The 25,086-nt window shown below is 66.7% G+C and carries 23 protein-coding genes; 18 read left to right on the forward strand and 5 right to left on the reverse strand.

Annotated features, from left to right (window positions below; translation table 11 throughout):
* Positions 1–2: 2 nt before the first annotated feature.
* Complete coding sequence (locus tag AAF184_07645; GenBank protein MEO0422193.1) at positions 3–1,409, reverse strand: cytochrome ubiquinol oxidase subunit I; 1,407 nt, start codon at positions 1,407–1,409, stop codon at positions 3–5.
* A 137-nt stretch (positions 1,410–1,546) separates the two neighbouring features.
* Here AAF184_07645 and AAF184_07650 point away from each other — a divergent pair, with 137 nt between their 5' ends.
* Entirely contained in the window at positions 1,547–2,422 is an 876-nt protein-coding gene (locus tag AAF184_07650; protein MEO0422194.1) for a hypothetical protein, read from the forward strand.
* 7 nt (positions 2,423–2,429) lie between these two features.
* On the opposite strand, the gene AAF184_07655 is transcribed toward AAF184_07650, so the two are convergent.
* Positions 2,430–3,059: a glutathione S-transferase family protein gene (locus AAF184_07655; GenBank protein ID MEO0422195.1), complete on the reverse strand. Its 630-nt coding sequence runs from the start codon at positions 3,057–3,059 to the stop codon at positions 2,430–2,432.
* A gap of 22 nt (positions 3,060–3,081) precedes the next feature.
* Entirely contained in the window at positions 3,082–4,098 is a 1,017-nt protein-coding gene (gene trpS, locus AAF184_07660; GenBank protein MEO0422196.1) for a tryptophan--tRNA ligase, read from the reverse strand.
* Between trpS and AAF184_07665 the strand changes: the two genes are divergently transcribed.
* From AAF184_07665 to AAF184_07705, 9 genes are all read left to right on the forward strand, one after another.
* The gene (locus AAF184_07665; protein MEO0422197.1) at positions 4,054–5,166 is read left to right on the forward strand and encodes a PaaX family transcriptional regulator C-terminal domain-containing protein; all 1,113 of its coding nucleotides are present in this window, start codon (positions 4,054–4,056) and stop codon (positions 5,164–5,166) included. The two genes, trpS and AAF184_07665, sit on opposite strands and share 45 nt — an antisense overlap.
* 47 nt (positions 5,167–5,213) lie before the next feature.
* On the forward strand, positions 5,214–5,999 hold the full coding sequence (gene paaG, locus AAF184_07670) for a 2-(1,2-epoxy-1,2-dihydrophenyl)acetyl-CoA isomerase PaaG (protein ID MEO0422198.1): 786 nt from the start codon (positions 5,214–5,216) through the stop codon (positions 5,997–5,999).
* 109 nt (positions 6,000–6,108) lie between these two features.
* Positions 6,109–7,110 (forward strand): 1,2-phenylacetyl-CoA epoxidase subunit PaaA, encoded by a 1,002-nt coding sequence (gene paaA, locus AAF184_07675; protein ID MEO0422199.1) that lies wholly within the window; start codon positions 6,109–6,111, stop codon positions 7,108–7,110.
* 36 nt (positions 7,111–7,146) lie between these two features.
* Positions 7,147–7,449, forward strand: a complete 303-nt coding sequence (gene paaB / locus AAF184_07680; GenBank protein ID MEO0422200.1) for a 1,2-phenylacetyl-CoA epoxidase subunit PaaB — start codon at positions 7,147–7,149, stop codon at positions 7,447–7,449.
* The gene (paaC, locus tag AAF184_07685; protein MEO0422201.1) at positions 7,449–8,240 is read left to right on the forward strand and encodes a 1,2-phenylacetyl-CoA epoxidase subunit PaaC; all 792 of its coding nucleotides are present in this window, start codon (positions 7,449–7,451) and stop codon (positions 8,238–8,240) included. The genes paaB and paaC overlap by 1 nt, the downstream gene beginning before the upstream one ends.
* Positions 8,237–8,749 (forward strand): 1,2-phenylacetyl-CoA epoxidase subunit PaaD, encoded by a 513-nt coding sequence (gene paaD, locus AAF184_07690; protein MEO0422202.1) that lies wholly within the window; start codon positions 8,237–8,239, stop codon positions 8,747–8,749. Before paaC ends, paaD begins: the two co-directional genes overlap by 4 nt.
* 24 nt (positions 8,750–8,773) lie before the next feature.
* Positions 8,774–9,862, forward strand: a complete 1,089-nt coding sequence (locus AAF184_07695; GenBank protein ID MEO0422203.1) for a 2Fe-2S iron-sulfur cluster-binding protein — start codon at positions 8,774–8,776, stop codon at positions 9,860–9,862.
* An 11-nt stretch (positions 9,863–9,873) separates the two neighbouring features.
* Positions 9,874–11,991, forward strand: coding sequence for a 3-hydroxyacyl-CoA dehydrogenase NAD-binding domain-containing protein (locus AAF184_07700; protein ID MEO0422204.1), 2,118 nt, complete (start codon positions 9,874–9,876; stop codon positions 11,989–11,991).
* A gap of 47 nt (positions 11,992–12,038) precedes the next feature.
* The gene (locus AAF184_07705; protein MEO0422205.1) at positions 12,039–13,247 is read left to right on the forward strand and encodes an amino acid aminotransferase; all 1,209 of its coding nucleotides are present in this window, start codon (positions 12,039–12,041) and stop codon (positions 13,245–13,247) included.
* 24 nt (positions 13,248–13,271) lie between these two features.
* On the opposite strand, the gene AAF184_07710 is transcribed toward AAF184_07705, so the two are convergent.
* Positions 13,272–14,591 carry a dihydrolipoamide acetyltransferase family protein gene (locus AAF184_07710; protein MEO0422206.1) on the reverse strand — a complete coding sequence of 440 codons (1,320 nt, stop codon included), beginning with the start codon at positions 14,589–14,591 and terminating at the stop codon, positions 13,272–13,274.
* A gap of 2 nt (positions 14,592–14,593) precedes the next feature.
* Positions 14,594–16,612 carry a transketolase C-terminal domain-containing protein gene (locus AAF184_07715; protein ID MEO0422207.1) on the reverse strand — a complete coding sequence of 673 codons (2,019 nt, stop codon included), beginning with the start codon at positions 16,610–16,612 and terminating at the stop codon, positions 14,594–14,596.
* 232 nt (positions 16,613–16,844) lie between these two features.
* Between AAF184_07715 and AAF184_07720 the strand changes: the two genes are divergently transcribed.
* The 8 genes from AAF184_07720 to AAF184_07755 form a co-directional block, all read left to right on the forward strand.
* Positions 16,845–17,321, forward strand: coding sequence for an Lrp/AsnC family transcriptional regulator (locus tag AAF184_07720; GenBank protein ID MEO0422208.1), 477 nt, complete (start codon positions 16,845–16,847; stop codon positions 17,319–17,321).
* A 246-nt stretch (positions 17,322–17,567) separates the two neighbouring features.
* On the forward strand, positions 17,568–18,575 hold the full coding sequence (locus AAF184_07725) for an N-acetylornithine carbamoyltransferase (protein MEO0422209.1): 1,008 nt from the start codon (positions 17,568–17,570) through the stop codon (positions 18,573–18,575).
* Positions 18,572–19,801: an argininosuccinate synthase gene (locus AAF184_07730; protein MEO0422210.1), complete on the forward strand. Its 1,230-nt coding sequence runs from the start codon at positions 18,572–18,574 to the stop codon at positions 19,799–19,801. Before AAF184_07725 ends, AAF184_07730 begins: the two co-directional genes overlap by 4 nt.
* On the forward strand, positions 19,798–20,946 hold the full coding sequence (locus tag AAF184_07735; GenBank protein ID MEO0422211.1) for an acetylornithine deacetylase: 1,149 nt from the start codon (positions 19,798–19,800) through the stop codon (positions 20,944–20,946). The genes AAF184_07730 and AAF184_07735 overlap by 4 nt, the downstream gene beginning before the upstream one ends.
* Before the next feature lie 3 nt (positions 20,947–20,949).
* Positions 20,950–22,263, forward strand: a complete 1,314-nt coding sequence (locus AAF184_07740) for an acetylglutamate kinase (protein ID MEO0422212.1) — start codon at positions 20,950–20,952, stop codon at positions 22,261–22,263.
* Positions 22,260–23,210, forward strand: coding sequence for an N-acetyl-gamma-glutamyl-phosphate reductase (gene argC / locus AAF184_07745; GenBank protein MEO0422213.1), 951 nt, complete (start codon positions 22,260–22,262; stop codon positions 23,208–23,210). Before AAF184_07740 ends, argC begins: the two co-directional genes overlap by 4 nt.
* Positions 23,207–24,556 (forward strand): argininosuccinate lyase, encoded by a 1,350-nt coding sequence (gene argH / locus AAF184_07750; GenBank protein MEO0422214.1) that lies wholly within the window; start codon positions 23,207–23,209, stop codon positions 24,554–24,556. Before argC ends, argH begins: the two co-directional genes overlap by 4 nt.
* A gap of 11 nt (positions 24,557–24,567) precedes the next feature.
* The coding region (locus AAF184_07755) for a tetratricopeptide repeat protein (GenBank protein MEO0422215.1) at positions 24,568–25,086 on the forward strand (519 nt) is incomplete at its 3' end.

A 25,086-nucleotide genomic window follows, 5' to 3' on the forward strand; every position in this document is an offset into this window, starting at 1 on the left:
GCCTAGTCTTGGCGCGGCGCGTTGAGCGCCGGCGTCATGGCGGACGCGGGGGTGATGCCCGCCGCGCGCGTGGGCACGCCGGTGGGTGGTTCACCCTCGTGCGCGCTGGGTGTCTTACCCATCAAGCGCAGAAGGTAGAACACGCCCGCCGTGAACACGAACAGGTAGGTGATGACGAAGGCGGCGAGGGAGAAGCCGACGGCTGGCGCCGCGATCGGTGACACCGCGTCAGCGGTTCGCAAGGCGCCGTAGACCACCCAAGGTTGGCGTCCCGCTTCCGTCACCACCCAGCCGCTGACCACGGCGACGAAGCCCGCCGGGCCCATCAGCACACTGGCCCGCTGCAGCCACTTGGCGTCGTAGAGCTTGCCTCGTCGGCGACGCCACAGAGACCAGGCCCCGAGCGCGACGATCGCCACACCTATCCCCACCATGATGCGGAAGGCCCAGAACACGAGCGGCACGTTCGGCCAGTCCTCGCGCGGCCACTCCTCGAGCCCCTTCACCTCACCGTCCAGGTGATGGGTCAGGATCAAGCTCGCAAGGCCTGGCACCTCGACGGCGTACTTGGTCTCCCGCGCGTCGGAATCCGGTATACCGAAGAGGATGAGTGGCGCGCCCTCATGCGTCTCGTAGTGGCCCTCCATGGCCGCGATCTTCAGCGGTTGATGCTCCACCGTGTTCAGGCCGTGCATATCGCCGGCGATGATCTGCGCCGGGCCCACCACCGTGGCCATCCACAAGGCCATCGAGAACATGAGGCGGGCGCTGGCGTTTTGCCGATCCCGCAGCAGGTGAAACGCGCCCACCGCGCCCACCACCAGCGCGGTCGTCAGGTATGCCGCCAACACCATGTGCACGAGGCGGAACGGGAACGAGGGGTTGAAGATGACCTCCATCCAGCTCACGGGGATGAACTGGCCCACCTCGTTCACAGCGAAGCCCTGCGGGGTCTGCATCCAGCTGTTCACCGCCAGGATCCAGAACGCCGAGAAGAAGGTGCCGAAGGCGACCAACAGGGTGGCGGCGAAGTGCAGCATGGGCGGCACGCGCTTCATGCCGAACAACATGACGCCGAGAAATCCCGCCTCCAGGAAGAAGGCGGACAGCACTTCGTAACCCATGAGCGGACCGATGACCGGCCCGGTCTTGTCCGAGAACACGCTCCAGTTGGTGCCGAACTGGTAGCTCATGACGAGGCCCGACACGACCCCCATACCGAAGGCGACGGCGAAGATCTTCAGCCAGAACTTGTAGGTGTTCAGATAGACTTCCTGGCGCCGCCACAACCACAGGCCCTCCAGCACGGCCAGGTAGCTGGCGAGGCCGATCGAGAAGGCGGGGAACACGATGTGGAAAGCCACCGTAAAGGCGAACTGAATGCGGGCGAGATCGAGGGCGTCGAGCACGAAGGTTCTCCGTCGGGGCCCGAGAGGTCGGGGACGCGCGGGCGATACGCGTATTGTACCGGCTGGCGCTATGCGAGAGTGAGGACTGTGAGGCCCGATCAGCAGCCCAATCGGGCGCTGCTGAAGGCGCGACTCTGATGGTAGAAGACGCTCACACACGGCTCCCGAAGAAAGCCCTCGTGGCCTTCGTACACATCGAGAAGGCCGCCGGCACCACCTTGCTGTATCTGCTGCGGCGGAACTTCCTCGGCCGCTACCTGGATGTGCGTCCCTACGCCCAGCGTGAGCCGAAGGGCACGTTCATGGCGGACGACCTGCGCGTTGCCCTACGCATCAATCCCCTCCTCCGCGCCGTCGGTGGCCACGCGGTGACGCCGTGCTCCGATCTGTCCGCCCGCTCTGCCCGGCCTGTGCGCTACATCACCGTGCTGCGTGAGCCCGTAGCGCGCTACCTCTCGCAATTCCGCTACTGGAACCGGGTGATGGGCAAGGACTGGAGCTTCGAGCGCTTCCTCGATCACGAGCCGTCCTTCGATCTGCAAACCCGCAAGCTGAGCGGTGGGCGAGACGCTGGCGCGGCGCTCGCCACCCTACGAGATGAGTTCGCTCTGGTCGGCACGGTCGAAGCGCTGGATGAGTTCCTCGTGCAGTTTGCCGCGATCAGCGCCCTACCGTTCGACCCCCACTACCGGGCTCGCAACACGGGCGAGTCGGACCGTGCCGAGGTGGATGAGTTGATGCAGAAGTTCGGTGATGAAGTTGTGGCGCGCAACCAATCGGACCTGGCCCTGTACGAGCAGGTGACCGACGTGTTGCTCCCCGAGCAGCGCGCGCGCTACCCAGGAGACTCGCAGGCGGCGCTGGCGCAATTCGTCGCCCGCCAGGCCCTCGGGGGTGCGCCCAAGGTGGATATCCGACTGCTGCTCGACGCGGCCCTGCGTAAAGGGTGGTACGAGCCGCTGACCGGATGGTTGCGACGGCGAGCGGGGATGCCCTCGCGTGGGTCCTACTGAGCGCTGTCTAGTGCTGCTGGCGAGCCGCCTCCTCGCGGGCGCGGGCCGCTGCGAAGCAGGGCCGTTCCAGCACCCGTGCCCGGTAGTCACTCACCGCCGGTGAGTCCACGGCGCACTTCGCTGACACCGCCCAGTTGAGCGTGTGCGCGGCCAGGATGTCGACCAGGGTGAACTGCTCACCCATGGCGTAGGGCCCGTCACCGAAGAGTCGCTCGAAGCCCGCCAGGGCGCGGGCAAACTCCGCCCTGGCCACGGGTTTGATCGCCTCCACGCGAGCTTCCTTAGGCATCACGAAACTGTGCTTGCCGAGGGTCCAGAGCGGTTGCTCCAGCTCAGTCACGACGAACCAGAGCAACTGGTCGTGTCGCGCGCGCTCATCCGATCCCTCGGCGGGCAGCAGGGTCCCCTGGCCGTGGCGCGAGGCGAGGAACTGACAGATAGCGGCCGACTCGATCAAGCTGAGATCGCCGTACTTCAGCACGGGTGTCTTCGCCATACAGTGCAGCTCTTTGGCCAGATCCGTGCCCGGCATCATGGGACGGAAGTCGTAGTCGAGGCCCAGTTCCTCGAGCGTAGCGGTGACGCGTATGCCGCGGCTGGCGGGGATCGCGTAGAGCGTAATCGGCGGTTGAGACATCGTACTGCTTCGCTCCGAGGGGTTAGGGCGTGGTGTGGCGTCGTTGCCAGAAGCCCATGCGTTCGCTCACCTCCTCGACCACCTTGGCGGCGATCGACTCGGCCCGTTCGGCGCCGCGATTCAGCAGGCTGTCGAGCTCTGCCGGGTCGGCCAGAAGCTCGCGCAGGCGGGCCGCGATCGGCGCCAGATGGTCCACCGTGGCCTCCGCCATCACGGGCTTGAAGGCGGAGAAGTTCTGGCCGGCGAACTCTTGCAGCACCGACTCGGGAGTGCGTTGGGTGATGGCGGCGAAGATGTTGATCAGGTTGCGCGCTTCCGGGCGGCCCTCGAGGCCGTCTGGCGAGTCCGGTAGCGGCTCCGGATCCGTCTTGGCCTTGCGGATCTTCTGCGCGATGGCGTCGGCATCGTCCGTCAGGTTGATGCGGGTCATATCCGACTCCGCAGATTTGCTCATCTTCTCCTGGCCGTTACGCAAGCTCATCACGCGGGTGGCGGCGCCGAGGATCAGCGGTTCCGGCTCGGGCAGGCATTCGCACTCGTAGCGGAAGTTGAAGGTGCGCGCGATCTCCCGGGTCAACTCCAGGTGCTGCTTCTGGTCCTCCCCGACCGGCACGTGAGTGGCCTTGTAGACGAGGATGTCCGCCGCCATCAGCACGGGGTAGGCGAACAAGCCGAGGGCGGCCCGCTCTCGGTGCTTGCCGGATTTCTCCTTGAACTGGGTCATGCGGTTGAGCTCGCCCATCTGCGCCAAGCTGGCGAGCAGCCACATGAGTTGTGCATGGGAGGGCACGGCCGACTGGGCGAAGACGATAGACCGCTCCGGATCCACCCCCGCCGCGATGTAGGTAGCGGCGACCTCGCGGGTCGCCTCGGCGAGACGCGCGGGGTCGTAGGGCTGGGTGATCGCGTGGAGGTCCACCACGCAGTAGATGCACTCGTCCATCTCGTCCTGCAGGCCGACCCAGTTGCGAAGGGCGCCGAGGTAGTTGCCGAGGTGGAGTTGATTGGTGGGCTGCATGCCCGAGAACACGCGCTTCATCTGGTGTTTCGAATCGCTGACGGTTGGGAAAACTCGGGGCACTATACCGAGAACCTCGATACCGGCAACCGCACCGGAGACCTGATACAGGAATCTCCCGAGATCTGGTATTTTTGTCGAGTGAAAACGGCCAGCCCCGACACGCGTCTGCACACCCTAGCCCGGGAGCTGGTCGCGCAATTCCACACTCAACGCCCGCTGCGCTCCGGGTCGTTGCTGATCACCGTATTCGGCGACGTGCTCTACCCGCGCGGGGGCGCGGTGTGGCTGTCCGATCTGCTCGCCCTGATGGAGCGTTTTCAGCTCAGTCAGCGTCTGGTGCGCACCAGCTTGACCCGCCTGGCCCAGGACGGGTGGTTCGCCATCGAGCAGGTGGGCCGCCGCAGCGTCTACCGCTTGAGCGAAATCGGCGCCGCACGGATTCGCGACGCCTCGCCCAGGATCTACGGTGACCCCCGTCGCGATGACTGGGATGGCAGCTGGACCCTCGTGATGCTGGCCGACGTGCCGGCTGACGCGCGTGACGACCTACGCCGCCAACTAGGGGCGCTGGGCATGCGTCCCGCGACGCCGAACACCTTTATGGCCCCTGAGGGAAATCCTCATCTCAAGACTGCGCTGACCGCGCTCCAGGAGCTGTTTCCACTGGTTGTCCTGTCCGGCGCGGCGCCCGACGATCAGTCTCGTGAGCAGTTCACGAAGATGGTCCATGGCGCTTGGGATATTCGTCATATTTCAAAAGGGTATAACGATTTCATAGAGCAATTTCAGGGTTTGGTGAGCGCGCCGGGATTTCACGGCGCCGATATCGACGCGCTTCTGACTCGCATCATGCTCTTGCACCAGTACCGACGCCTCATCCTGCGTGACCCCGGTTTGCCGGCGGCGATCCTGACCGATCACTGGAGTGGCCTGCGCGCGTACCAACTCGTGCGAAGCGCATACGGTCCACTGCTCGGCCCCTCGGAACGGGCCGTTGACGATCTATTGGGCACGCCCTGGGGCGCCCTTCCCCCGCGCACCAGCTCATCCCCAGGCGTGGATTCCAATCCTTTTAATTCAATTTAGATCAGTATCTTGTGACTGATACCTGATTACTTATGGAGAAGCTCTCGATGGACACGATCTCCTTCTCAGTAACGGACGGCGTCGCCACGTTGCAATTCAACCGGCCGGATCGCCTGAATGCATTCACCGCCCAGATGCACGCGGAGGTGCACCGGGCGCTCCAGCTGGCCGCCAAAGACGAGTCCGTACGCGCTCTGCTGATTTGCGCTGCTGGCCGCGGCTTCTGCGCAGGACAGGATCTCAACGACCGCCAAGTCTCGGCAGGCGGGCAAGGTACCGATCTCGGAGATACCTTAGATACTCTCTATAACCCGATGATAAAAAAAATAAAAAGTTTAGAGCTTCCGGTGGTGGCGGCGGTCAACGGTGTGGCCGCCGGAGCGGGTGCCAACATTGCCCTGGCCTGCGACATCGTGCTCGCTGGGCGCTCCGCCTCCTTCATCCAGTCCTTTTGCCGCCTGGGTCTGGTGCCCGATTCCGGCGGCACCTGGCACCTGCCGAGACTCGTCGGCCCGGCAAGGGCGGCGGGGCTTGCCCTGCTGGGGGATCGGTTGGACGCCGAGACCGCCGAGCGCTGGGGCCTGATCTGGCGCTGCGTCGATGACGATGCCCTGGTGCCCGAAGCCACCGCCCTGTGCCAGCACTTCGCGCGTCAACCCACCGCCGGGCTTGCTCGCATCAAGCGGGCGCTCGCCGCGTCGTGGAGCAACACACTCGCGGAGCAGCTCGATCTGGAGCGTGATTTCCAACGGGGGGCCGGGCGCAGCGAGGACTATCGCGAAGGCGTGCAGGCATTTCTGGAGAAGCGGGAGGCGAACTTCACCGGCCGCTGATGGTTAATGTGATTCAACTATTCGCTAGAGAGGCGAGAAGTCGTATCATGTCTGCAGACCCGCACCGCGCTCGCCGCGCCCCCCACACCCAGAGCCATTGGATCGACGCATGTACACCCAAGGTCTAGACCAGCAGCAACCCACCGTGCGCCCCGCTGGCGGCAGCGAGACGCCCGCCCAACTCGATGCCTTTCAGCAGCGGGTCGATGCGGAAGAGAAGATCGAGCCGCGCGACTGGATGCCGGCCCGGTACCGCAAGACGCTCGTTCGCCAGATCGCGCAGCATGCGCACTCGGAGATCGTCGGCATGCTGCCCGAGGGCAATTGGATCACCCGCGCGCCCTCCCTTCGGCGAAAAGCGATCTTGCTGGCCAAGGTGCAGGACGAGGCGGGCCATGGCCTCTACCTCTACGCCGCTGCGGAAACGCTCGGCACCAGCCGCGAGGCGCTCGTCGATCAATTGCTGGACGGCACGGCCAAGTACTCCAGCATCTTCAACTACCCCACCCTCACGTGGGCCGATGTCGGGGCCATCGGGTGGCTCGTCGACGGGGCGGCCATCATGAACCAGGTGCCCCTGTGCCGTTGCTCCTACGGTCCCTACGCCCGGGCCATGGTGCGCGTGTGCAAGGAGGAGAGCTTTCACCAGCGCCAGGGCTTCGAGCTGATGCACGTGTTGGCGAACGGTACGCAGGCGCAGCGCGAGATGGCTCAGGACGCGCTCAACCGCTGGTGGTGGCCTGCACTGATGATGTTCGGCCCCAACGACGCCGAGTCCGTGCATACGGCGCAGAACATGGCCTGGAAGATCAAGCGCTTCACCAACGACGAGCTGCGCCAGAAGTTCGTCGACGTCACGGTGCCCCAAGCCCACTACCTCGGCCTGGAGGTGCCCGACCCGGCCCTCACCTTCGACGAGGCCAGCAGCCATTGGCGCTTCGGTGAGATCGACTGGTCGGAGTTCCACGCGGTGCTGCGCGGCGACGGCCCTTGCAACCGCGAGCGCCTCGAGGCGCGGCGCCACGCACACGCGCAAGGCGCCTGGGTGCGCGAGGCGGCCGAGGCCTACGCGCAGAAGCATCGCAGCGCCCAGTCTCCCGCCGCGGCCTGACGGCGAGCCAGGGATCAGCAGCAGGAGTCATTACGTATGAGCGAAGCGGACGCGACAACGCCAACCACCCAACTGTTCGAGGTCTTCGTGCGATCCAAGGCCGGCCTGCACCATCGACACGTCGGCAGCGTGCACGCGACCGACGCCACCATGGCCCTCGACCACGCTCGGGACGTCTACACGCGTCGCCAGGAAGGGGTAAGCCTGTGGGTGGTGCCCTCGAATGCCATCATCGCCTCGCAATCGAACGAGTCGGCCGAGCTGTTCGATCCGGCGGACGACAAGATCTACCGCCATCCCACCTTTTACGAGGTGCCGGACGGGGTGGAGAATCTATGATGGCCCCGGCAGCAGGTGCGGACGCTGCACCCGGGCCCAAGGAGGTCTTGCTGGAAGCCGTGCTGCGCCTCGGCGACAACGCCCTGGTGCTCGGTCAACGGCTATCCCAGTGGGTCGGTCAAGGACCCACCCTCGAAGAGGAGATGGCCCTCGCCAACCTGGCCCTGGACCTCGTCGGTGAGGCGCGGATGTTCCTTGCCTACGCGGGTGAGATCGAGGGCGCCGGCCGCGATGAGGACGCCCTGGCATTCCTGCGTGACGACCGCGCTTTGCGCAACCTCAACCTGCTCGAGCAACCCAACGGCGACTTTGGCGACACGATCGTGCGCCAGGTGCTGTTCGAGGCGTGGCACGTCGAGCTGCTCGCCGCGTTGTCGGGTTGCCGGGATCACCGAGTCGCCGAGATCTCACAGCGATGCGTCAAGGAGGCGCGCTATCACCTGCGCCACGCAGGGCACTGGCTGGTGCGCCTCGGCGATGGTACGCAGGAGAGTCATGCGCGCGTGAGCGCGTCGCTTGTGCGCCTATGGCCGCTGACCGCTGAGATGTTCACAGGGGATGGCCAGGATTCAGCCTTCCAGCAACATTTCGAGGGTCCGGACCTCGGCGAGCTCGAAGCTCGTTCGCGCGCAAGCCTGGCGCCCTTGTTCGCCGAGGCCAAGCTCGAACTGCCCGCCGCCGCCGCTCCCAACATCGCCCAGGGCAAGCAGGGGGTGCACAGCGAGCACCTAGGGTATCTGCTCGCCGAGATGCAACACCTTCACCGGTCGCACCCGGGCGCCAGCTGGTGAGTCAGGCCCTGGAAGTGCCTGCGGTCCCGACTCAGGGGGATCGCGAACTCATCGACCGCGCGTGGTCTGTGCTCGGCGACGTGCTGGATCCGGAAGTGCCGGTGCTGAGCGTGGTGGACCTGGGGGTGATCCGACGCCTGGAGGTGGGTGCGCAGCGCATCACCGTCGGCGTGGCGCCCACCTACAGCGGCTGCCCGGCGGTGGAGGTCATCGAGCGCTCTATCAAACTTGCCTTGGAGCGGGCCGGGTGGCGCGAGGTGGCCGTTGAGCGACTCCTCGCACCGCCGTGGACCACCGAGTGGATCAACGCCCAGGGCCGGGAGAAGTTGCGCGCCTACGGTATCGCCCCGCCTCCCCGCCTCACCGGCGCGGCGTCGATGCCCATCCCCTGCCCTCGCTGTCACAGCGAGCGGACGGAGCGACTCAGTGAGTTCGGCGCCACGCCATGCAAGGCGCTGTACCGTTGCCAGCAATGCTTGGAGCCCTTCGAGCACTTCAAGTGCCTGTAAGCGTTTGAGGATCCCGTTGTCGCCATGAAGCACTTTCAGCCCCTCACCGTGGTGTCGGTGCGCACGCAAGGCCAGGAGGCCGTACGCCTGCGCCTGGATGCGCCCCCTGAGCAGCGCGAGCAATTCACCTTCCGCGCCGGCCAGCACGTGCCGGTGCGCGCGCGCGTGGGGGGACGCACGGTCCAGCGCACCTACAGCATCTGCTCGCCGCCCGGTGTGTGGCCCCTTGAATTGGGCGTTCGCGTGCAAGCGGGAGGGCGATTCTCCGAGTGGGCGGCGCAAACTCTGCAGGTGGGCGATGAGCTCCTGGCCCTACCGCCGGTCGGTGCCTTCGTGGCCGATGAGTCCCTGGGCGCAGGCCATCGGGTCGCCATCGCCGCGGGCAGCGGCATCACGCCGATCCTCGCCATCATCACGGAACTACTGGAGGACCCGACCCAGCGCGTCACCCTCCTCTACGGCAACCGGACCCTGGCCAGCACGATGTTCGTCGAGGAGCTGTGGGCGCTTAAGAACCGTCACCTCGACCGCCTCGCGCTGCACTTCGTCTTCAGCCGCGAGCCCCAGGGAGAGGGCATCTACGAGGGCCGCCTCGACGGCGAGCGGGTGGGCGCCCTGTGGCAGGCATTTTGCGTGTCGACGGACGTGCCCGTGCGTGAGGTGTTCGTCTGCGGTCCGGGCGATATCGCGGAAGTCGCTACGGCCGCGTTGGAGGCCCTCGGGGTGAACCCGGCCATCGTCAAGAGCGAACGCTTCACGGCTGCGCGACGGCCCAAGGGCGAAGACGTCGCAGCACCGGCGGCCGTACCGTCTCCGGCCGCGGCGGAAGCGCAGGTCGAAGTCGAGCTGATCATGGACGGCAAGCGCCGTCAGTTCACGATGCCGGCGAATGGCAGTACGGTGCTCGAGGGCGCGGAGCGGGCTGGCCTCGATCTCCCGTTTTCGTGCCGAGGCGGCGTGTGCGCCACTTGTCGCACCCACGTGCGCGAAGGCAGCGTCGAGATGGCGGTCAACTACGGTCTGGAGCCCTGGGAGCTGGAACGAGGATTTGTCCTCGCGTGCCAGGCCGCCCCCACGAGCGAGCGTATCGTGCTCGACTACGACTTGACCTGACGGGGACCCCTATGACGCAACCTACCCCGACCTCACCAGCAGTCCACCTCAGCTTTGAGTACGATCCGTCGCTCGCCCTGATCACGATCGACAACCCACCGGTGAATGGAATCTCCCAGGCGGTGCGCGAGGGGTTGCAGGGAGCGCTCAGCCAAGCGGCGCAAGCTCCAGCGGCCCGGGCCGTGCTCATCGTGTGCGCGGGCGACAACTTCCTCTCGGGGCAGGATATCCGGGAGTTCGGCGCACCCAGTGCTGCGCCTAGCCTGCGAGAGTTGTTCGGCCAGATGGATTCGCTGCCGATTCCGATCGTCGTGGCCGCCCACGGCGTGGCCCTGGGCGGGGGGATGGAACTGATGCTCTGCGCCGATCACCGTGTGGTAGCGAATGACACCTGGCTGGGCTTCCCCGAGATCAACTACGGATTGGTTCCGGGCGCCGGTGGCACGCAGCGATTGCCCCGCCTGATCGGCGCCCAGGCGGCGCTGGAACTGATGGCGGGCGGTAAGCGGATCCCGGCGAGCAAGGCGCTGGCACTGGGCCTGGTGGATGCGCTCTACGACTGTGGACGTTCTCCAGCGGCGGCTGCCGTCGACGCCGCACGCGAGCTGTTGCAGCAAGGCGCCCTGCGCCGGCGCGTCAGCGATCGCGGCGTAGACGCGCAGAGCGCGGGCGAGGCCTTCGACCGAGCCGCGGCAAAGCTGCTCGCGCGCAGCCGCGGGTATCGCACGCCGGGGCGTTTGGTCAGCTGCGTGCGCGCGGCGAGCGCCGCCACCTTCGAGGATGGCTTGGCGGTGGAGGCGGCCGAGCACGAGGCTTGTAGTGAGGATCTGCAGCATACGGCCATGCTGCACATGTTCTTCGCCGAGCGCCGGGCACGACAGCTGCCCGCCGCCGCGCACGGCGCGGCCGACGCGCTGGAGAAGGTGGCGGTCATCGGCGCTGGCACCATGGGGATCGGCATCGCCCTCGCCTCCCTGCACGCAGGGCTCGAGGTCACGCTCTATGACCAGAACGACGAGGCCACCCAGCGCGCACGGCAACAGATCGACAGGCTGCTGAGTCGCGACGTGGAGCGGCAGCGCCTCACCCAGGACCAGGCGGATGCGCGCAAGGCGCGCTTGCGGATCACCGACGAACTCGCGCAGCTCGGGGCGCCACAGGTGGTGATCGAGGCGGTGTTCGAGGACCTCGCCTTGAAGCAACAGGTGTTTCGCGACCTCGACGCAGCCCTGCCCGACGCGGCGCTTCTCGCCAGTAATACATCGACCCTCGATGTGGCTGCGATCGCCCAGGCGACGACGCGACCCGAGCGAGTGGTCGGCTTGCATTTCTTCTCGCCCGCGCACCTGATGCCCCTGGTCGAGGTGGTCGCCGGGGACTGGAACCACGAGGCCAGCGCACATCTCGCCAGGGATCTCACCCGCCGCCTGAACAAGGTGGGCGTGGTGGTCGGCAATGGCTTCGGCTTTGTCGGCAACCGAATGCTCTACGCCTACGGGCGCGAGAATCAGCTAATGCTGCTGGAAGGCGCCGAGCCACAGCAGATCGATGAAGTGCTCGAACACTTCGGCTTCGCCATGGGACCAAACGCCGTGGGCGACCTGGCCGGTCTCGATGTGGGTTACCGGGCTCGCCGCGCGTGGACCGAGCGCCCTGACGATCCGCGCTTCTATCGGGTGGCCGATGCATTGGTGGAAGCGGGGCGCCTCGGGCAGAAGACCGGGGCCGGCTGCTACCGCTACGAGGCGGGAAGCCGTAAGCCCCTCCCCGACCCCGCCACGGACGCCCTCATTCGCCAGGAGGCGCAGCGCCTGGGCGTTGCCCAGCGCGAGATCACCGATGAGGAGATCCTCGAGCGCTGCCTCTTCGCGCTGGCGGTGGAGGGAAGCCGTCTGCTGGAGATGGGCATAGCCGGCTCCGCCTCCGATATCGATGTCATCTGGTGCAACGGCTACGGTTTTCCTCGCCACCACGGTGGCCCGATGCACTTCGCTGAGCAATGCGGGCTCGATGAGGTGATCGAGGCCGCTGAACGCTACGGTGTCGCGACGGGGCAGGAGGATGAGTGGCGAATCCCGGCAAGCCTGCGAGCGGCCGCGCAGGGCGCAGGGCGCTTCACGGAGCGGTAGACTACGGCGTTTGCTTCACCCCAGCCCTTGCCGCGGAGCCCGCGCCCATGATGTTCGACGCCCTCACTCCCAACCCGCCCGATCCCATCCTGGCGCTCATGGAGCGCTACCGCGCGGACACCAGCCCGCAAAAGCTCGACCTCGGCATCGGCGTCTACACAGATGAGCACGGCGTGACCCCCGTGTTTCCCTCCGTCCTCGAGGGTGAGCGACGGGTGCTGGCGAAGCAGACCACCAAGACCTACGTGGGCATCGCTGGGGATCCGCAGTTCTGCGATCTGCACCAGGCCCTGACCTTTGGCGAGGATCACCCCGCCCGCCGCGATGGCCGCTTGCGCACGATTCAAACCCCCGGTGGCTCAGGCGGGTTACGGGTGGCCGCGGAACTGCTCAACCGCGCGGCGAAGCCGCCCACGGTGTGGGTGAGCACGCCGACCTGGGCCAACCACGTGCCGCTGCTGAGCTCCGTCGGCGTGCAGCTGAAGAAGTACCGCTACTACGACGAGACCACCCACGCGGTGAACATCGAGGGCATGCTCGAGGACATCGCCGAGGCGCACGCCGGGGATCTCATCCTGCTCCACGGCTGCTGCCACAACCCCACAGGCGCCGACCTCACGCAAGCCCAGTGGACGCAGGTCACCGACCTCATCCTGGAACGCAATCTGGTTCCCTTCGTCGACCTGGCCTACCAGGGCTTCGGTCGCGACGTGGACGGCGACGTGGCGGGCGTGCGCGCCATGGCCGAGCGCGTGCCCGAGATGCTGGTGGTGGCGTCCTGCTCGAAGAATTTCAGCCTCTACCGAGAGCGCACCGGCTCCCTCAGCGTGCTGTCGCGCGATGCGGCCACGGCCGGTGTCGTGGCCAGCAACATGTCGGCCGTGGCCCGCAGCATGTACTCGATGCCGCCCCACCACGGCGCCGGCATCGTGGCCGAGGTGCTGAGCGATGCGGATCTAAAAGCCCAGTGGCGTGGCGAAGTGACCGCCGTATGCAAGCGGGTCGCCGCCCTTCGCAGCACCTTGGCGGAGGCTCTGAACGCCCACGTGCCCGGCCGGGACTTCACGTTTCTTACCCAACAGCAGGGCATGTTCTCGCTGCTGGGCGTGCCTCGGGAGGTGATCGACCGCCTGAGCGACGAACATCACATCTACATCGTGGGCTCGGGGCGCATGAATCTGGCGGGGCTGCCGGCCCAGCGGGTGGGCGATCTGGCCGCCGCCGTGGCGGAGTCGATCGAAGCGACCGCCACCTAGGGCTGAAGATCGGTCGCCGGCGCCCTAGGCGTCCGGCCGTTCCGTGTTCCACCCCTCGAGGGTGGACACCACCTTGCCGAGAAAGCGGTTGGCCTGATACGCGTCCAACACGCGATGGTCGAGCGACAGGGTCAGGTAACACAGGGGGGCGATGCGGATCACGTCTTCGCCCTCGATCTCCCTGACCACCACCTCCTTGCGCAACTTGCCGATGCCGAGGATGGCCGACTGCGGTTGGTTGATGATCACCGGTGCCGCAAGCACGCTGCCGCTCACCCCGTGGTTGGAGATGGTGAACGTGCCGCCGTCCATGTCCTTTGCGGTCAGCGAGCGCGACCTGGCGCGGTCGGTCATGTCAGCGATGCCCTGGGCAATGCCGAATAGATTTCGTTGGTGCACGTCGCGGAGCACCGGCACCACCAGGCCCTCATCCCCCAGGGCCACAGCCAACCCGATGTGGATCTCCTCCCACAGGAGCAGGTCATCGCCGTCGAGGGAACTGTTCACCTCGGGCACCTCGCGCAGGGCCTGCGCCGTCGCCGCCACGAAGTACGCGCTCAGGGTGAGGTCCACGCCACGCTGGCGATAGTCGTCGCGGTGCGCCTTACGATGGGCGAGCACACGGGACATGTCGCATTCGAACACCGTGGTGACATGGGGCGCCGTGTGCAGCAGGCTGCGCGAGAGGTGCTCGGCGATGGCGCGACGCATGGGGCTGAGGGGAACCCGACGCGACGCGCCATCGTCGGCGCGGCTGGACGCAGGACGAGGGTCGCTCGTCACGCCCTGGGGATCATTGCTGTCGTTGTGGCGGCGGGCACCTGATTGGCGATCGAGGTAGCCGCGGACGTCGGCGGCGCTCAAGCGACCGTCGCGACCGGAGCCGCGCACGCTCGCCAGCAGGGTGGTGAGATCGAGGTGGTTCTCGGCCACCAGGCGCTTCACGGCGGGGCTCAGGCGACGGCTTGCATCAGGCCCACCGTTGCGTACGCCCACCGTTGGTGGGTCGCTTGCTTCCGTCACGGGTGTCGGGGAAGCGTCGGTGCCTTCCACGTCGCCGCCGCGCGAAAGGCGCGCGACCACGGCGCCGCCCGGCAGGTCATCACCCGGCTGGAAGCACCACTGCGCCAGGACGCCGTCGCAGGGGGCGGCGAGCTCCACTACCACCTTGTCCGTTTCCACTTCGGCGATGGGCTCGTGGGCCTGCACGGCATCACCCACGCCCTTCAGGCAGGTGCCGAGGACGGCGCGGGTCCCGTCCTGAAGGTCTTGCTCCATGCTCACGCAGACCAGGTCGTCGCCGGTCACAGTGCCATCGGCGATGGCCGGATCGTCCGTGTGCACGCTCAAAACTCCAGCAGCGCGCGCAGGGCGTGCTCGATATCCTTGGGCGTGGGTACCGCCGCCTCCAACAGCGCGGGACTGTGGGGGCTCGGGATGTCGGCCATGGCCAGGCGCCGTACCGGCGCGTCCAGGGCGAAGAAGGCCTCGTCCGTGATCGTCGCAGCGATCTCTGCACCGAAGCCTGCCGTTAGGTTGTCCTCGTGCACGATCAGGCAACGACCCGTACGCTGGACAGAACTCAGGACGCACTCGCGATCCCAGGGCACCAGGGTGCGAAGATCGATGACTTCCACCTCTCCCACGCCCGCCGCCGCCAGCGTGGTGCAGGCCTGCTCGGCGCGGGCCACCATCGCGCCCCAGGTGACGAGCGTCACGGCATCGCCTGGTCGCACCACACGCGCCTGTCCGAAGGGCAAGACGTAGTCATCGCCGGGGTATTCCGTGCGCGCGCTCGCCGCGTCCAGGAGGGCGCGATGCTCGAAGAAGATTACCGGGTCGTCGCCGCGCAAGGCGCTGCGCAGCAGGCCCGTGGCATCCTCGGCATTCGAGGGGAACGCGAGTTTCCAGCCCACCGCGTGCGCCCACTTCACCTCGCCCGTCTGGCTGTGCCAGGGGTCGCCGCAGCGGAAAAAGCCCCCGGGCATGCGAACCACGATCGGCGCCGCGAAGCGGTTGCCCGTGCGCCAGCGCATGCTCCCGCAGTCGTTGAGTTGCTCCTCGGCCGGATCGGCGTACTTACGGAACTGAATCTCCGGCACGGGCAGCAGGCCCGCCATGGCCATGCCGACGGCGCGACCGATGATTCCCTCCTCGTTGAGGCTGGTGTCGAAGACTCGCGCCTCGCCGTGACGTTGGGCGAGCCCTAAGGTGGCGCCGTGTACGCCGCCCTTCGCTCCCACATCCTCACCGAACACGATCATTCGCTCGTTGCGGCTGAGCTCCGCGTCGAGGGTGCGGCGAATGGCGGCCAGCATGTTCACCCGTCCTGGCTGCGCCTGCACCTCGCGACTGCCGGCGAGCGGCGCGACCCCAACGCCGCGCAGACCACCGATCTGTTGCGCTTCCTGCGGATCGGAGAAGACGAAGCGGGTCACCGTAGCCGGATCCAGGCTCGGCCTCGCCAGCGCACGGTCCAGGGCATTCTCCACGGTGGCGCTCGCCACCTCCGCGTGCACCTGCCAGTCGTGCTCGCTCATCTGCGTGGGCACGAGAAAGTCGTGAAGGCGCGCGAGTGGGTCGCGGTGCCCCTCCGCCTCCAGTTCGGCGTCAGGCCGGTAGGCTTGCGTGTCCTGCGCCGAGTGCCCGCTCAGTCGGGGGACGGAAAGACGCAGCATGGCGGGGCGACGCTGACCTCTCACGTACGCCACGGCGTCGCTGATCGTCGTCGCCGCGATCTCGGGCTGCGTGCCGTCGCCGTCGAAGATCTCGAGGTTGCCGTAGCTCGCCAGGTTGGCGGCGATGTTGCCGCCAGGGGTTTGCACGGTCGAGGGCACGGAGATGCCGTAGCCGTTGTCTTCCACGAAGAACAGCATGGGCAGGCTCTGGGCCGTGGCGATGTTGAGCGCCGACCAAAAGCCGTTGGTCGCGCAGGACGCATCACCGCCCATCGCGACGGCGATCGCCTCGTCGCACGCCTCACCCAAGGCCTGCTCGCGGTAGCGCAAGGCTTGGGCCCAGCCCGCGATCGGCGTGTACTGAGCACCCACGCCGCCGCACATGGGCAGCATCTTCGGTCCGTTGGGGTTCGGGAGGTTGAAGACCACGCCGATGTCGCGGCCATCGCTGAACCCGCCTACCTTCATCAAGGGCCCGGCGAGCGCCTCCTCAGGATCCAGGCCGAGGCCGAGCATCATCGGCCGCGAGCGGTAGTAGCCGTTCACCGCATCGGCCGGGTTATTCAGACGCTGAGCGAGGAGGAGTTGGGCGAGATCGTGACCGCGAGCGGAGAACTGATAGAAGAGCTTGCCTTGGGGGAGCAGTTGCTCTTCCTCGATCGAATCGAGGGCGCGGGAGAGCAGCATCAGTCGGGCGACTTCGGGCCAATCGAAGCTCGCGCTGCCGGCGCCACTGGAACGGCTCCCGTTGCCGCTGCCGCTGCCGCGTAAGGGGGTTGCTGCCGCCATCTCGCTCGCTCCGCGTTCGCTGGTTTCAGGAAGTGTAGAGCGCAAAGCCGGCAAGGTGCTGCCCTTTTCTTTGGCAAAGCAGCGCAGCATTAGTAGAATATTGCTCCAGGAGAGGTATGGGGAAAAGAATGTGCCCTCGGAATTGGATGACGCGGACTTCCGCATCCTGCAGCAACTGCAGGAAAATGCGCGCCTCTCGAACAAGGCTTTGGCCGAGCGGGTAGCGCTCTCGGCCTCCCCCTGTTGGCGGCGAGTACGCGAGCTCGAGGAACAGGGGGTGATTACGGACTACGTGACGCGCCTGGATCGCCATCGCCTCGGCTATCGTATTCTGGCGCTCGCCAGCGTCTCACTGGAGAACCACCACACCGAGTCGGTCGCCGCCTTCGACGCGGCCATCCAAACCTGGCCGGAGGTGCTCGAGTGCCACAAGATCAGCGGCGCTTACGACTACATGCTGAAAGTGGTGGCCGAGGACCTCGCCAGCTACGACGAGTTCATCTCCAAGCGCGTGTTGCAGTTGCCATGCGTGCGGGAGCTGAACACCACCTTTTCGATGCGAGAGATGAAGAGCACCACTCGCCTCCCACTACCCGGCGACACGTGAACGAACGCGAGAACTTGTCAGCGCCCGTGGAGGGTGGTCAAATGCTGGCCATGAACGTGATCGCGCCCCTCGCCACCCGTCGCCGACTGCGACGCCGACGCTCCCGAGCCTTCTCCGGGTAGAGCACGCGCGCGCAGGCATAACAGGCCGCACACCGTTCCTCGAAAACCCGGCATCCGCTGGGTTTTTTTACATCTGAAGCTCAGTCCGCCGCCGCCCACACCTTCTCGACTGGACCCAAAACGCATGCGACATTTCCTGACCACCGCCGACTGGTCACGTGACGAGTTAGCCCATCTGCTGGATGAGGCGAGCAAGCTCAAGCAGGCGCGCTACGGCGACGCCCTCGCCAACCGCAGCATCGCCCTGCTCTTCTTCAACCCATCCCTGCGCACGCGCACGTCCTTCGAGCTCGGCATGCATCAGCTCGGCGGCAAGGCGATCGTGCTCCAACCGGGCAAGGACGCCTGGGGTATCGAATTCGAGCCGGGGGCGATCATGGACGGCGAGGCAGAGGAGCACATGAGCGAGGTGGCGGGTGTGCTCTCGCGGTACGTGGATCTGATCGGCGTGCGCGCCTTCCCCAAGTTCCAGGATTGGCACGTCGACCGCGAGGACCGTCTCCTCAACGCCCTGGCGACCCACGCCAGCGTGCCGGTGATCAACATGGAGACGATCACCCATCCCTGCCAGGAGCTGGCCCTGATGCTCACCCTCAAGGAGCACCTCGGGCGCCTGGAGGGGCGTCGCTTCCTGCTCACCTGGACCTACCATCCGAAGCCCCTGAACACAGCGGTAGCGAACTCCGCCCTGCTCATCGCCGCCAAGTTCGGCATGGACGTGACCTTGCTGTGTCCCAACCAGGACTACCTGCTGGACGAGCGGTACATGCACCTAGGGGAGGCGTTCACTCAACAGAACGGCCGATCGCTGACCGTGACCCACGACGTCGACAAGGCGTACGAAGGGGCTGAAGTGGTCTACGCCAAGAGCTGGGGGGCGCTGCCCTACTTCGGCCGCTGGGAGGAGGAGAAACCCGTGCGCGAGGCGCACCGCCATTTCATGGTGGACGAGGCGAAGATGGCGCGGACCGACGGCGCCCTGTTCAGCCACTGCCTGCCCGTGCGCCGCAACGTGAAGGTGAGCGACGCGGTCCTCGACTCGCCGGCCTGCGTGGCCATCGATGAGGCGGAGAACCGTCTCCACGTGCAGAAAGCCCTGATGATCGATCTACTGCAGAGGAATGGCGCATGAGCAATACACCCGTCGTACTCGCCTTCTCCGGCGGCCTGGACACCAGCTACTGCGTGCCCTGGCTGCGCGAGCAAGGCTATGAGGTGACGACCCTGTTCGTCGACTCCGGCGGCGTGAGTCGGGAGGAAGTGATCGCCATCGAGGCGCGTGCTCACGAGCTCGGCGCCGTGCGCCACGTGACCTTCGACGGCGGCGATCGCCTATGGCAGGACGTGGTGATCCCCCTGGTCCGTGCCGGCGCCACCTACCAGGACCAATATCCCCTGCTCTGCTCCGACCGATACCTCGTGGTGCAACGCTCCTTGGAGCTGTGCCGGGAGATCGGCGCCTCGCACTTCGCCCACGGTTGCACCGGGATGGGCAACGACCAGGTGCGCTTCGACATCGCGGCACAAACCCTGGGCGATGCGACCGGCGGCATCAGCATCGTCGCCCCCGTGCGGGAGACGCAGGCTCAGGTGGATGGGGTGCGGGACTACGAGATGGCGTACCTGCGCGAGCGTGGCTTCGGCGTATCCGCCAAGGCCAGCCGCTACACGGTGAACGAGAACCTGCTCGGGGTAACCATCTCGGGCAACGAGATCGACGAGTGGCAGGCTCCCGGCGAGGGCACCTGGCAACTGTGCCGTCCCCGCGCGGAGTGGCCCACCGAAACCATGTCGGCGCAAATCGAGTTCGTCGAGGGCGTTGGGGTGGCGCTGGACGGCGAGGCCATGCCCGGGGCCGCCCTCCTCCAGGCGCTCAATCAGCGCTTCGGTGCCTACGGCGTCGGGCGCGGGATCTACACGGGCGACACCTGCGTAGGTCTCAAGGGCCGCATCGTCTTCGAGGCACCCGGCCTTACGGCACTGTTGACCGCCCATCGTGCCTTGGAAGAAGCGGTGAGTTCACGCCTGCAGAACCGCTTCAAGCCGATGGTGGCGGACAAGTGGGTGGAGCTCGCCTACGAGGGCCTCTTCTTCGATCCCTTGCGGGCGGATCTGGAGGCCTACCTGGCCAGCGCCGCACGCTGCGTAAACGGTCGCGTCACTCTCTCCACGGACGGCGCGAAGGTGCATGCCACGGCGGTGGAATCGGCGCATCTTCTGCGCGACGCCGACGCCGTCTACGCACAGAAAGCAAGCTGGAGCGGTATCGAGGCGCAAGGCTTCATTCGCCTGTTCGGGCAGAGCTCACGCCTCTGGTCGCAGGTGAACGGGGGCGCGTCCTCGGAGGATCAGCAATGACCGATCGACAAGCCCTCGAGCGAACGCTCGAACACCTGGCCGCGCTGGTGTCCTTCGACACGCAGAACCCACCGCGCGACATCGATGAAGGGGGGCTGTTCGCCTACGTCGCCGACCAGCTGCCGGACTTCACCGTCGCGATCGACAATCATGGCGCAGGGTGCGTCTCTCTGCTGGCCGTACGTGGCCAGCCGGACACGGTGTTCAACGTGCACATGGACACGGTGCCCGGCACAGCCCATTGGCAGCGCGATCCCCTGAGCTTGAGCATCGAGGATGGACGCGCCTACGGCCTCGGCGCCTGCGACATCAAGGGTGCTGCGGCCTGTTTGCTCACCGTGGCAGCACAGACCGACAGTCCGATGGCGTTGCTGCTGAGCTCGGATGAAGAGGCCGGCGACAACCGGTGCATCGCCAACTTCCTACGCAAGGACCATGGTTTTCGCCGGGCGGTGATCGCAGAGCCGACCCGCTGCGAGGCGGTGCTGTGCCACCGCGGCATCAATTCCTGGGCGGGTCGCTTCACCGGCGAAGCGGGTCACTCCTCGCAAGTGCGTGCGCTCACCGATAGCGCCCTGCATCAGGCAGCCCATTGGGTGAGTGCTGCCGTGAGCTGGGCACAAGCGCAACAGCGCGAGGCGCACTTCGACGGCCTGCGCGGCGTCTGCTTCAACACGGGCACGCTGCACGGGGGCGTGAAGAACAACGTGATCGCGCCCACCGCAGAGCTGACCTTTGGCTTGCGCCCGCTGCCGGGCCAGTCACCGCAGGCTCTGGCGCAAGCGGTGCACAGCCTGCACCAGGGTGAGCACCCGGTGGAGTGGACGCCGCGTTACGCGGGCCCGGCCCTGCCAGACGCTGACGCCCAGGGTGGCTTCGATGCGGCACTCGCGACCGCGCGGGCGTTCGCCGAGGAGCTGGGGTTGCCCCTCGGTGCTGCGGTGGACTTCTGGACCGAGGCTGCCCTCTTCTCAGCGGCTGGCTTGCCGGCCATGGTCTTCGGTCCCGGCGATATCGCGCAGGCGCATACAGCTGATGAATGGGTTAGCCTCGATCAACTGGGCACGGCTCTTGCCCACTACCAGCGAATCTTCGGTGCGTCCGACGCCACCAAGGTAGCGTCTGCCGCCGCGGGTGAGGGCTGAGCGATGAAGACCCGTCGCCTGGTCGTCCAGCTGCTCGGCAGCATCGGCAGCACCCGGGAGATACGCCAGTACCTGCAGCGCTTCTCGGGCCTGGATACGCACAGCTTCGCGGTGGTGAAGGTGGGCGGTGCCATCCTGCGCGATCAGTTGGATGAGCTCGCCGGTTCCTTGAGCTTCCTGCACCAACTGGGGTTGTTTCCCGTCGTGGTGCACGGCGCCGGCCCGCAGCTCGATGAGGCCCTGGACGCGGCCGGTATCGACCGCGAGTACCACGAGGGGATGCGTTGCACGTCGGCACAGGCGATGCCCCACATCCGTGCGGTCATCCTGCGTCAGAACCTGGCCCTGGTGAGCGCCTTGGAGCGCAACGGCGCCCGCGCCCGGTCGATCCTCACGGGCACCTTTGAAGCGGAGGCTATCGACGAGGCCACCTACGGTTACGTCGGCCGTGTCGCCCGCGTCCACACGGAGGCCATCGATGCCAGCATCGAGGCGGGTTGCATCCCGGTGCTGGGTTGCCTCGGCGAGACGGCGGGCGGTCAAACCCTCAACGTCAACGCGGATCTGGCCGCCAATGAACTGGTCGCGACCCTGCAGCCGAACAAGATCGTGTTCCTGACCGGCACGGGAGGGCTGCTCGATGAGTACGGAGAGATCCTCTCCTCGATCAATCTGCGCACCGACTACGACGCGCTAATGAAGGCCGAGTGGGTGCACTCGGGCATGCGCTTGAAGCTGCAGCAAATCAACGCCCTGCTCGAGCGGCTGCCGCCGGACAGCTCCGTTTCCATCACCCGGCCCCAAGCGCTGGCGCGGGAGCTCTTTACCCACGGGGGTGACGGCACCCTCGTGCGTCGCGGTGAGCAGGTCCACGCCTACGACGCCTGGGACGCCCTCGACCGGGAGCGCGCCACCGCCTTGATCGAGTCGGCCTTTCAGCGCCGCCTGGTGCCTGAGTATCAGGACCGCGTGCCATTGCGCGCAGCATACATCTCCGATAACTACCGGGCCGGTGCCATCATCAGCGAGTGGCAGGGCATCGCCCGCCTCGACAAGTTCGCCGTCGCCGAGCAAGCGCGCGGCGAAGGCCTGGGCAGGGTCATCTGGGAGCGCTTACGCACCCATCACCCGAGCATGTTCTGGCGCTCGCGCCCGGACAACCCGGTGAACGATTTTTACTTCGCCGAGAGCGATGGCTGCATGAAGGGCGATACCTGGAACGTCTTCTGGTACGGCCTCGACGACTTCGACCTGATCCGTGGCTGCGTCGCCTACGCGCGGGCGCAACCGCCGAGCCTGACGGACCACCTGCCATGACCGCGCGGGTCGCGCTGGTGGGCGCGCGCGGACATACAGGCAGCGAGCTGGTCCAGCTGATCGACAAGCACCCCTACCTGACGTTGGCGGCGGCCGGCTCGCGGGCCCTGGCCGGCGACCTCGTGAGGGATCACTACGCCATCGACACGGCGCTCACCTTCGAAGCCTTGACGCCCGCGATGCTCGGCGAACGCGACGGACAGTTCGATGTGGTCATTCTCGCCTTGCCCAACGGGCAGGCGCCTGCCTACGTGGAGGCCCTGGGGACTCACCGAGAGCTGCCCCTGGTGATCGATCTCAGCGCCGACCACCGCTTCGACGAGGCGTGGTTCTATGGCTTGCCAGAGCTCACCGCCAAGCACTATGCGGGCGAACGGTTGATCGCCAACCCTGGCTGCTACGCCACGGCCATGTCCCTGGTCCTGGCACCGGTGGTGCAACACCTGCGTGGCGGTGTGGCCTGCTTCGGCGTTTCCGGCTACAGCGGCGCCGGCACCACGCCCTCGCCACGCAACGATCCCGATCGCCTGCGTGACAACCTGCTCCCCTACGCGCTCACCGACCACCTGCACGAGCGAGAGGTCAGTCGTCACGTTGGCCTTCCGGTGGCCTTCACGCCTCACGTCGCTGCGTTCTTCCGCGGCATCAGCATGACCGTTACCGGTTGGCTGGCGGACGCGCACACGCCAGCGGATCTCGCCAGCCACTACGCCGATTGGTACGCCGAGCATCCGCTCGTGACGGTGGCCGAGCACATCCCGGAACCGCGCGCCCTGGTGGGCCGCTACGGTGCCGAGGTGGGCGGCTTCGGGCGCGGCGGCCAAGGGCCGGGACGGATCACTGTCGTGAGCGCCCTCGACAACCTCCTGAAGGGCGCCGCCTCGCAGGCTATCCAGAACATCAACCTGGGGTTGGCCCTACCCCCTCTCACCGGACTCAAGCCATGACCGACGATCGCCGAGACTCCCCTTCGCCCACGTTGCTGTGGGCTAAGCAGCACACGGGCGAGGTGGACGCTGCCCTCATGGCCTTCATGGCAGGCGATGACATCATCCTCGACCGCGAACTGTTCGTACACGACATCGAGGCCTCGCGCGTTCATGCAGCCGCCCTGGCGTCGATCGGGATCCTCAAGGCGCAGGAACTCGCGGCGATCACCGCTAGCCTCGAGGCGCTGCGCGCGGCCTATTCCAGTGGCGACTTCGTCCTCGATGCGCGCTACGAAGACGGCCACTCCGCCATCGAGGACTGGCTAACGCAGCAGTTGGGCGATCTCGGCGCGAAGATCCACACGGGGCGCAGCCGCAACGATCAGGTGCTCGTCGCGAGCCGGCTCTACCTGCGCCAGGCCCTCGAGGAAGTGCAGACCCGTTGTGCGCAGCTCGCTGACATCTGCCTGCGCCGCGCGGAGGCGGACATGCTCACGCCGATGCCCGGCTACACCCACTTGCAGCGCGCGGTGGTGTCCTCCTTGGGGCTGTGGTTCGCAGGATTCGCCGAGGCGTTCATCGACGATGTGGTGCTCGCTCGCGATACACGCAGTTGGATCGACGCCAATCCTCTCGGGACCGCCGCCGGCTACGGCGTCAGCCTGCCCCTCGACCGGAACTTAAGCACCCGAGAGCTCGGCTTCGCTCGCCTGCAGGTCAACCCGATCTACGCCCAGAACAGTCGCGGCCGCTTCGAACTGCAGGCGCTGACGGCCTTGTCCCAGGTGCTCATGGACCTCCGTCGGGTCAGCTGGGATCTGAGCCTCTTCGCCGCCACGGAGTTCGACTTCCTGCAGCTCCCCGATCGATACACGACGGGATCCTCGATCATGCCGAACAAGCGCAACCCCGACCCCATCGAGCTGCTGCGCGCCGCCCCAGCGCCGGTGCTGGGGGCGATTACCGAGCTGCAGTCGGTGTTGAGCTTACCGAGCGGCTACCAGCGCGATCTCCAGCTCACCAAGGGTCCCATGGTGCGCGGCGTGACGGCTGGCCTGCAGGCGTTGCGCATTTCCGTCGGTTTGCTCGCCGACGTGGATTTCGATCGCCCCCGCATGGCCCAGGCGATCTCGCCGGAGATGTATGCGACCGACTATGCCTACGAGCTCGTGGCAGAGGGTATGCCCTTCCGCCAGGCATATCGCGAAGCAGCGGCCCGGACCGAGGAGTCGGTAGCGCGCGATCCGGTGGCGAGCTTGCAGCGGCGCACTTCTCCCGGGGCGCCGGGGCAGCCGCTGCTCGAGACACTGCGTGAACGGCTTTCTGCGCTCAGCGACATCGGCGACGAGGCTTCCCTCAGCTAGAATCGGCGCCCATGAACAAAACGACAATCGGCGCACTGCTGCTCGCACTCGGCGCATGGACCGGGCCCAGCGCAGCCTTCGAACCGCCCCTACCTCCCGCCTTCGAGACGATCGATGCCAACGTGGCCACCCTGGTCCGCGAACGGGCGGCGGTCATCCAGGCCCAGGCGACGCCAGATCCGCAGGCCCTGGCCGATCTCGCCATCGCCTACGAGGCGAACAACCTCTGGGCGCTCGCCGCGCAGACCTGGGAACTGGCCCTGGCGCTCGGCCAGGATGCGCTCTGGCGTTTCCACTACGCTCTGTGCCTGCGTGAGTCGGGCAACCTGGAGCAGTCATTGCGCGTGCTGCAATCCCTGGCCAAGGCCGATCCCCGCCAGCCATGGGTGCAGGAACGCCTTGGCGAAGCGCTCTTCGAGCGCGGCGACCTGGACGGCGCCGCCACCGCGTACACGCAGATGATCGCCACCGGCGTGGTCAATCCCTTCGGTCACACGGGCCTCGGTCAGGTGCGACTTACCCAAGGCGAC

This window comes from Pseudomonadota bacterium (assembly GCA_039815145.1).
GTDB lineage: Bacteria > Pseudomonadota > Gammaproteobacteria > Steroidobacterales > JBCBZW01 > JBCBZW01.

Excerpts from the sequence above, each read along its gene's own strand:
- AAF184_07650 (MEO0422194.1), top strand. The coding sequence starts at position 1,547 with ATGGTAGAAGACGCTCACACACGGCTCCCGAAGAAAGCCCTCGTGGCC.
- AAF184_07655 (MEO0422195.1), bottom strand. The coding sequence starts at position 3,059 with ATGTCTCAACCGCCGATTACGCTCTACGCGATCCCCGCCAGCCGCGGC.
- trpS (MEO0422196.1), bottom strand. The coding sequence starts at position 4,098 with ATGAAGCGCGTGTTCTCGGGCATGCAGCCCACCAATCAACTCCACCTC.
- paaG (MEO0422198.1), top strand. The coding sequence starts at position 5,214 with ATGGACACGATCTCCTTCTCAGTAACGGACGGCGTCGCCACGTTGCAA.
- paaA (MEO0422199.1), top strand. The coding sequence starts at position 6,109 with ATGTACACCCAAGGTCTAGACCAGCAGCAACCCACCGTGCGCCCCGCT.
- paaB (MEO0422200.1), top strand. The coding sequence starts at position 7,147 with ATGAGCGAAGCGGACGCGACAACGCCAACCACCCAACTGTTCGAGGTC.
- paaC (MEO0422201.1), top strand. The coding sequence starts at position 7,449 with ATGGCCCCGGCAGCAGGTGCGGACGCTGCACCCGGGCCCAAGGAGGTC.
- AAF184_07695 (MEO0422203.1), top strand. The coding sequence starts at position 8,774 with ATGAAGCACTTTCAGCCCCTCACCGTGGTGTCGGTGCGCACGCAAGGC.
- AAF184_07700 (MEO0422204.1), top strand. The coding sequence starts at position 9,874 with ATGACGCAACCTACCCCGACCTCACCAGCAGTCCACCTCAGCTTTGAG.
- AAF184_07705 (MEO0422205.1), top strand. The coding sequence starts at position 12,039 with ATGATGTTCGACGCCCTCACTCCCAACCCGCCCGATCCCATCCTGGCG.
- AAF184_07715 (MEO0422207.1), bottom strand. The coding sequence starts at position 16,612 with ATGCTGCTCTCCCGCGCCCTCGATTCGATCGAGGAAGAGCAACTGCTC.
- AAF184_07725 (MEO0422209.1), top strand. The coding sequence starts at position 17,568 with ATGCGACATTTCCTGACCACCGCCGACTGGTCACGTGACGAGTTAGCC.
- AAF184_07730 (MEO0422210.1), top strand. The coding sequence starts at position 18,572 with ATGAGCAATACACCCGTCGTACTCGCCTTCTCCGGCGGCCTGGACACC.
- AAF184_07735 (MEO0422211.1), top strand. The coding sequence starts at position 19,798 with ATGACCGATCGACAAGCCCTCGAGCGAACGCTCGAACACCTGGCCGCG.
- AAF184_07740 (MEO0422212.1), top strand. The coding sequence starts at position 20,950 with ATGAAGACCCGTCGCCTGGTCGTCCAGCTGCTCGGCAGCATCGGCAGC.
- argC (MEO0422213.1), top strand. The coding sequence starts at position 22,260 with ATGACCGCGCGGGTCGCGCTGGTGGGCGCGCGCGGACATACAGGCAGC.
- argH (MEO0422214.1), top strand. The coding sequence starts at position 23,207 with ATGACCGACGATCGCCGAGACTCCCCTTCGCCCACGTTGCTGTGGGCT.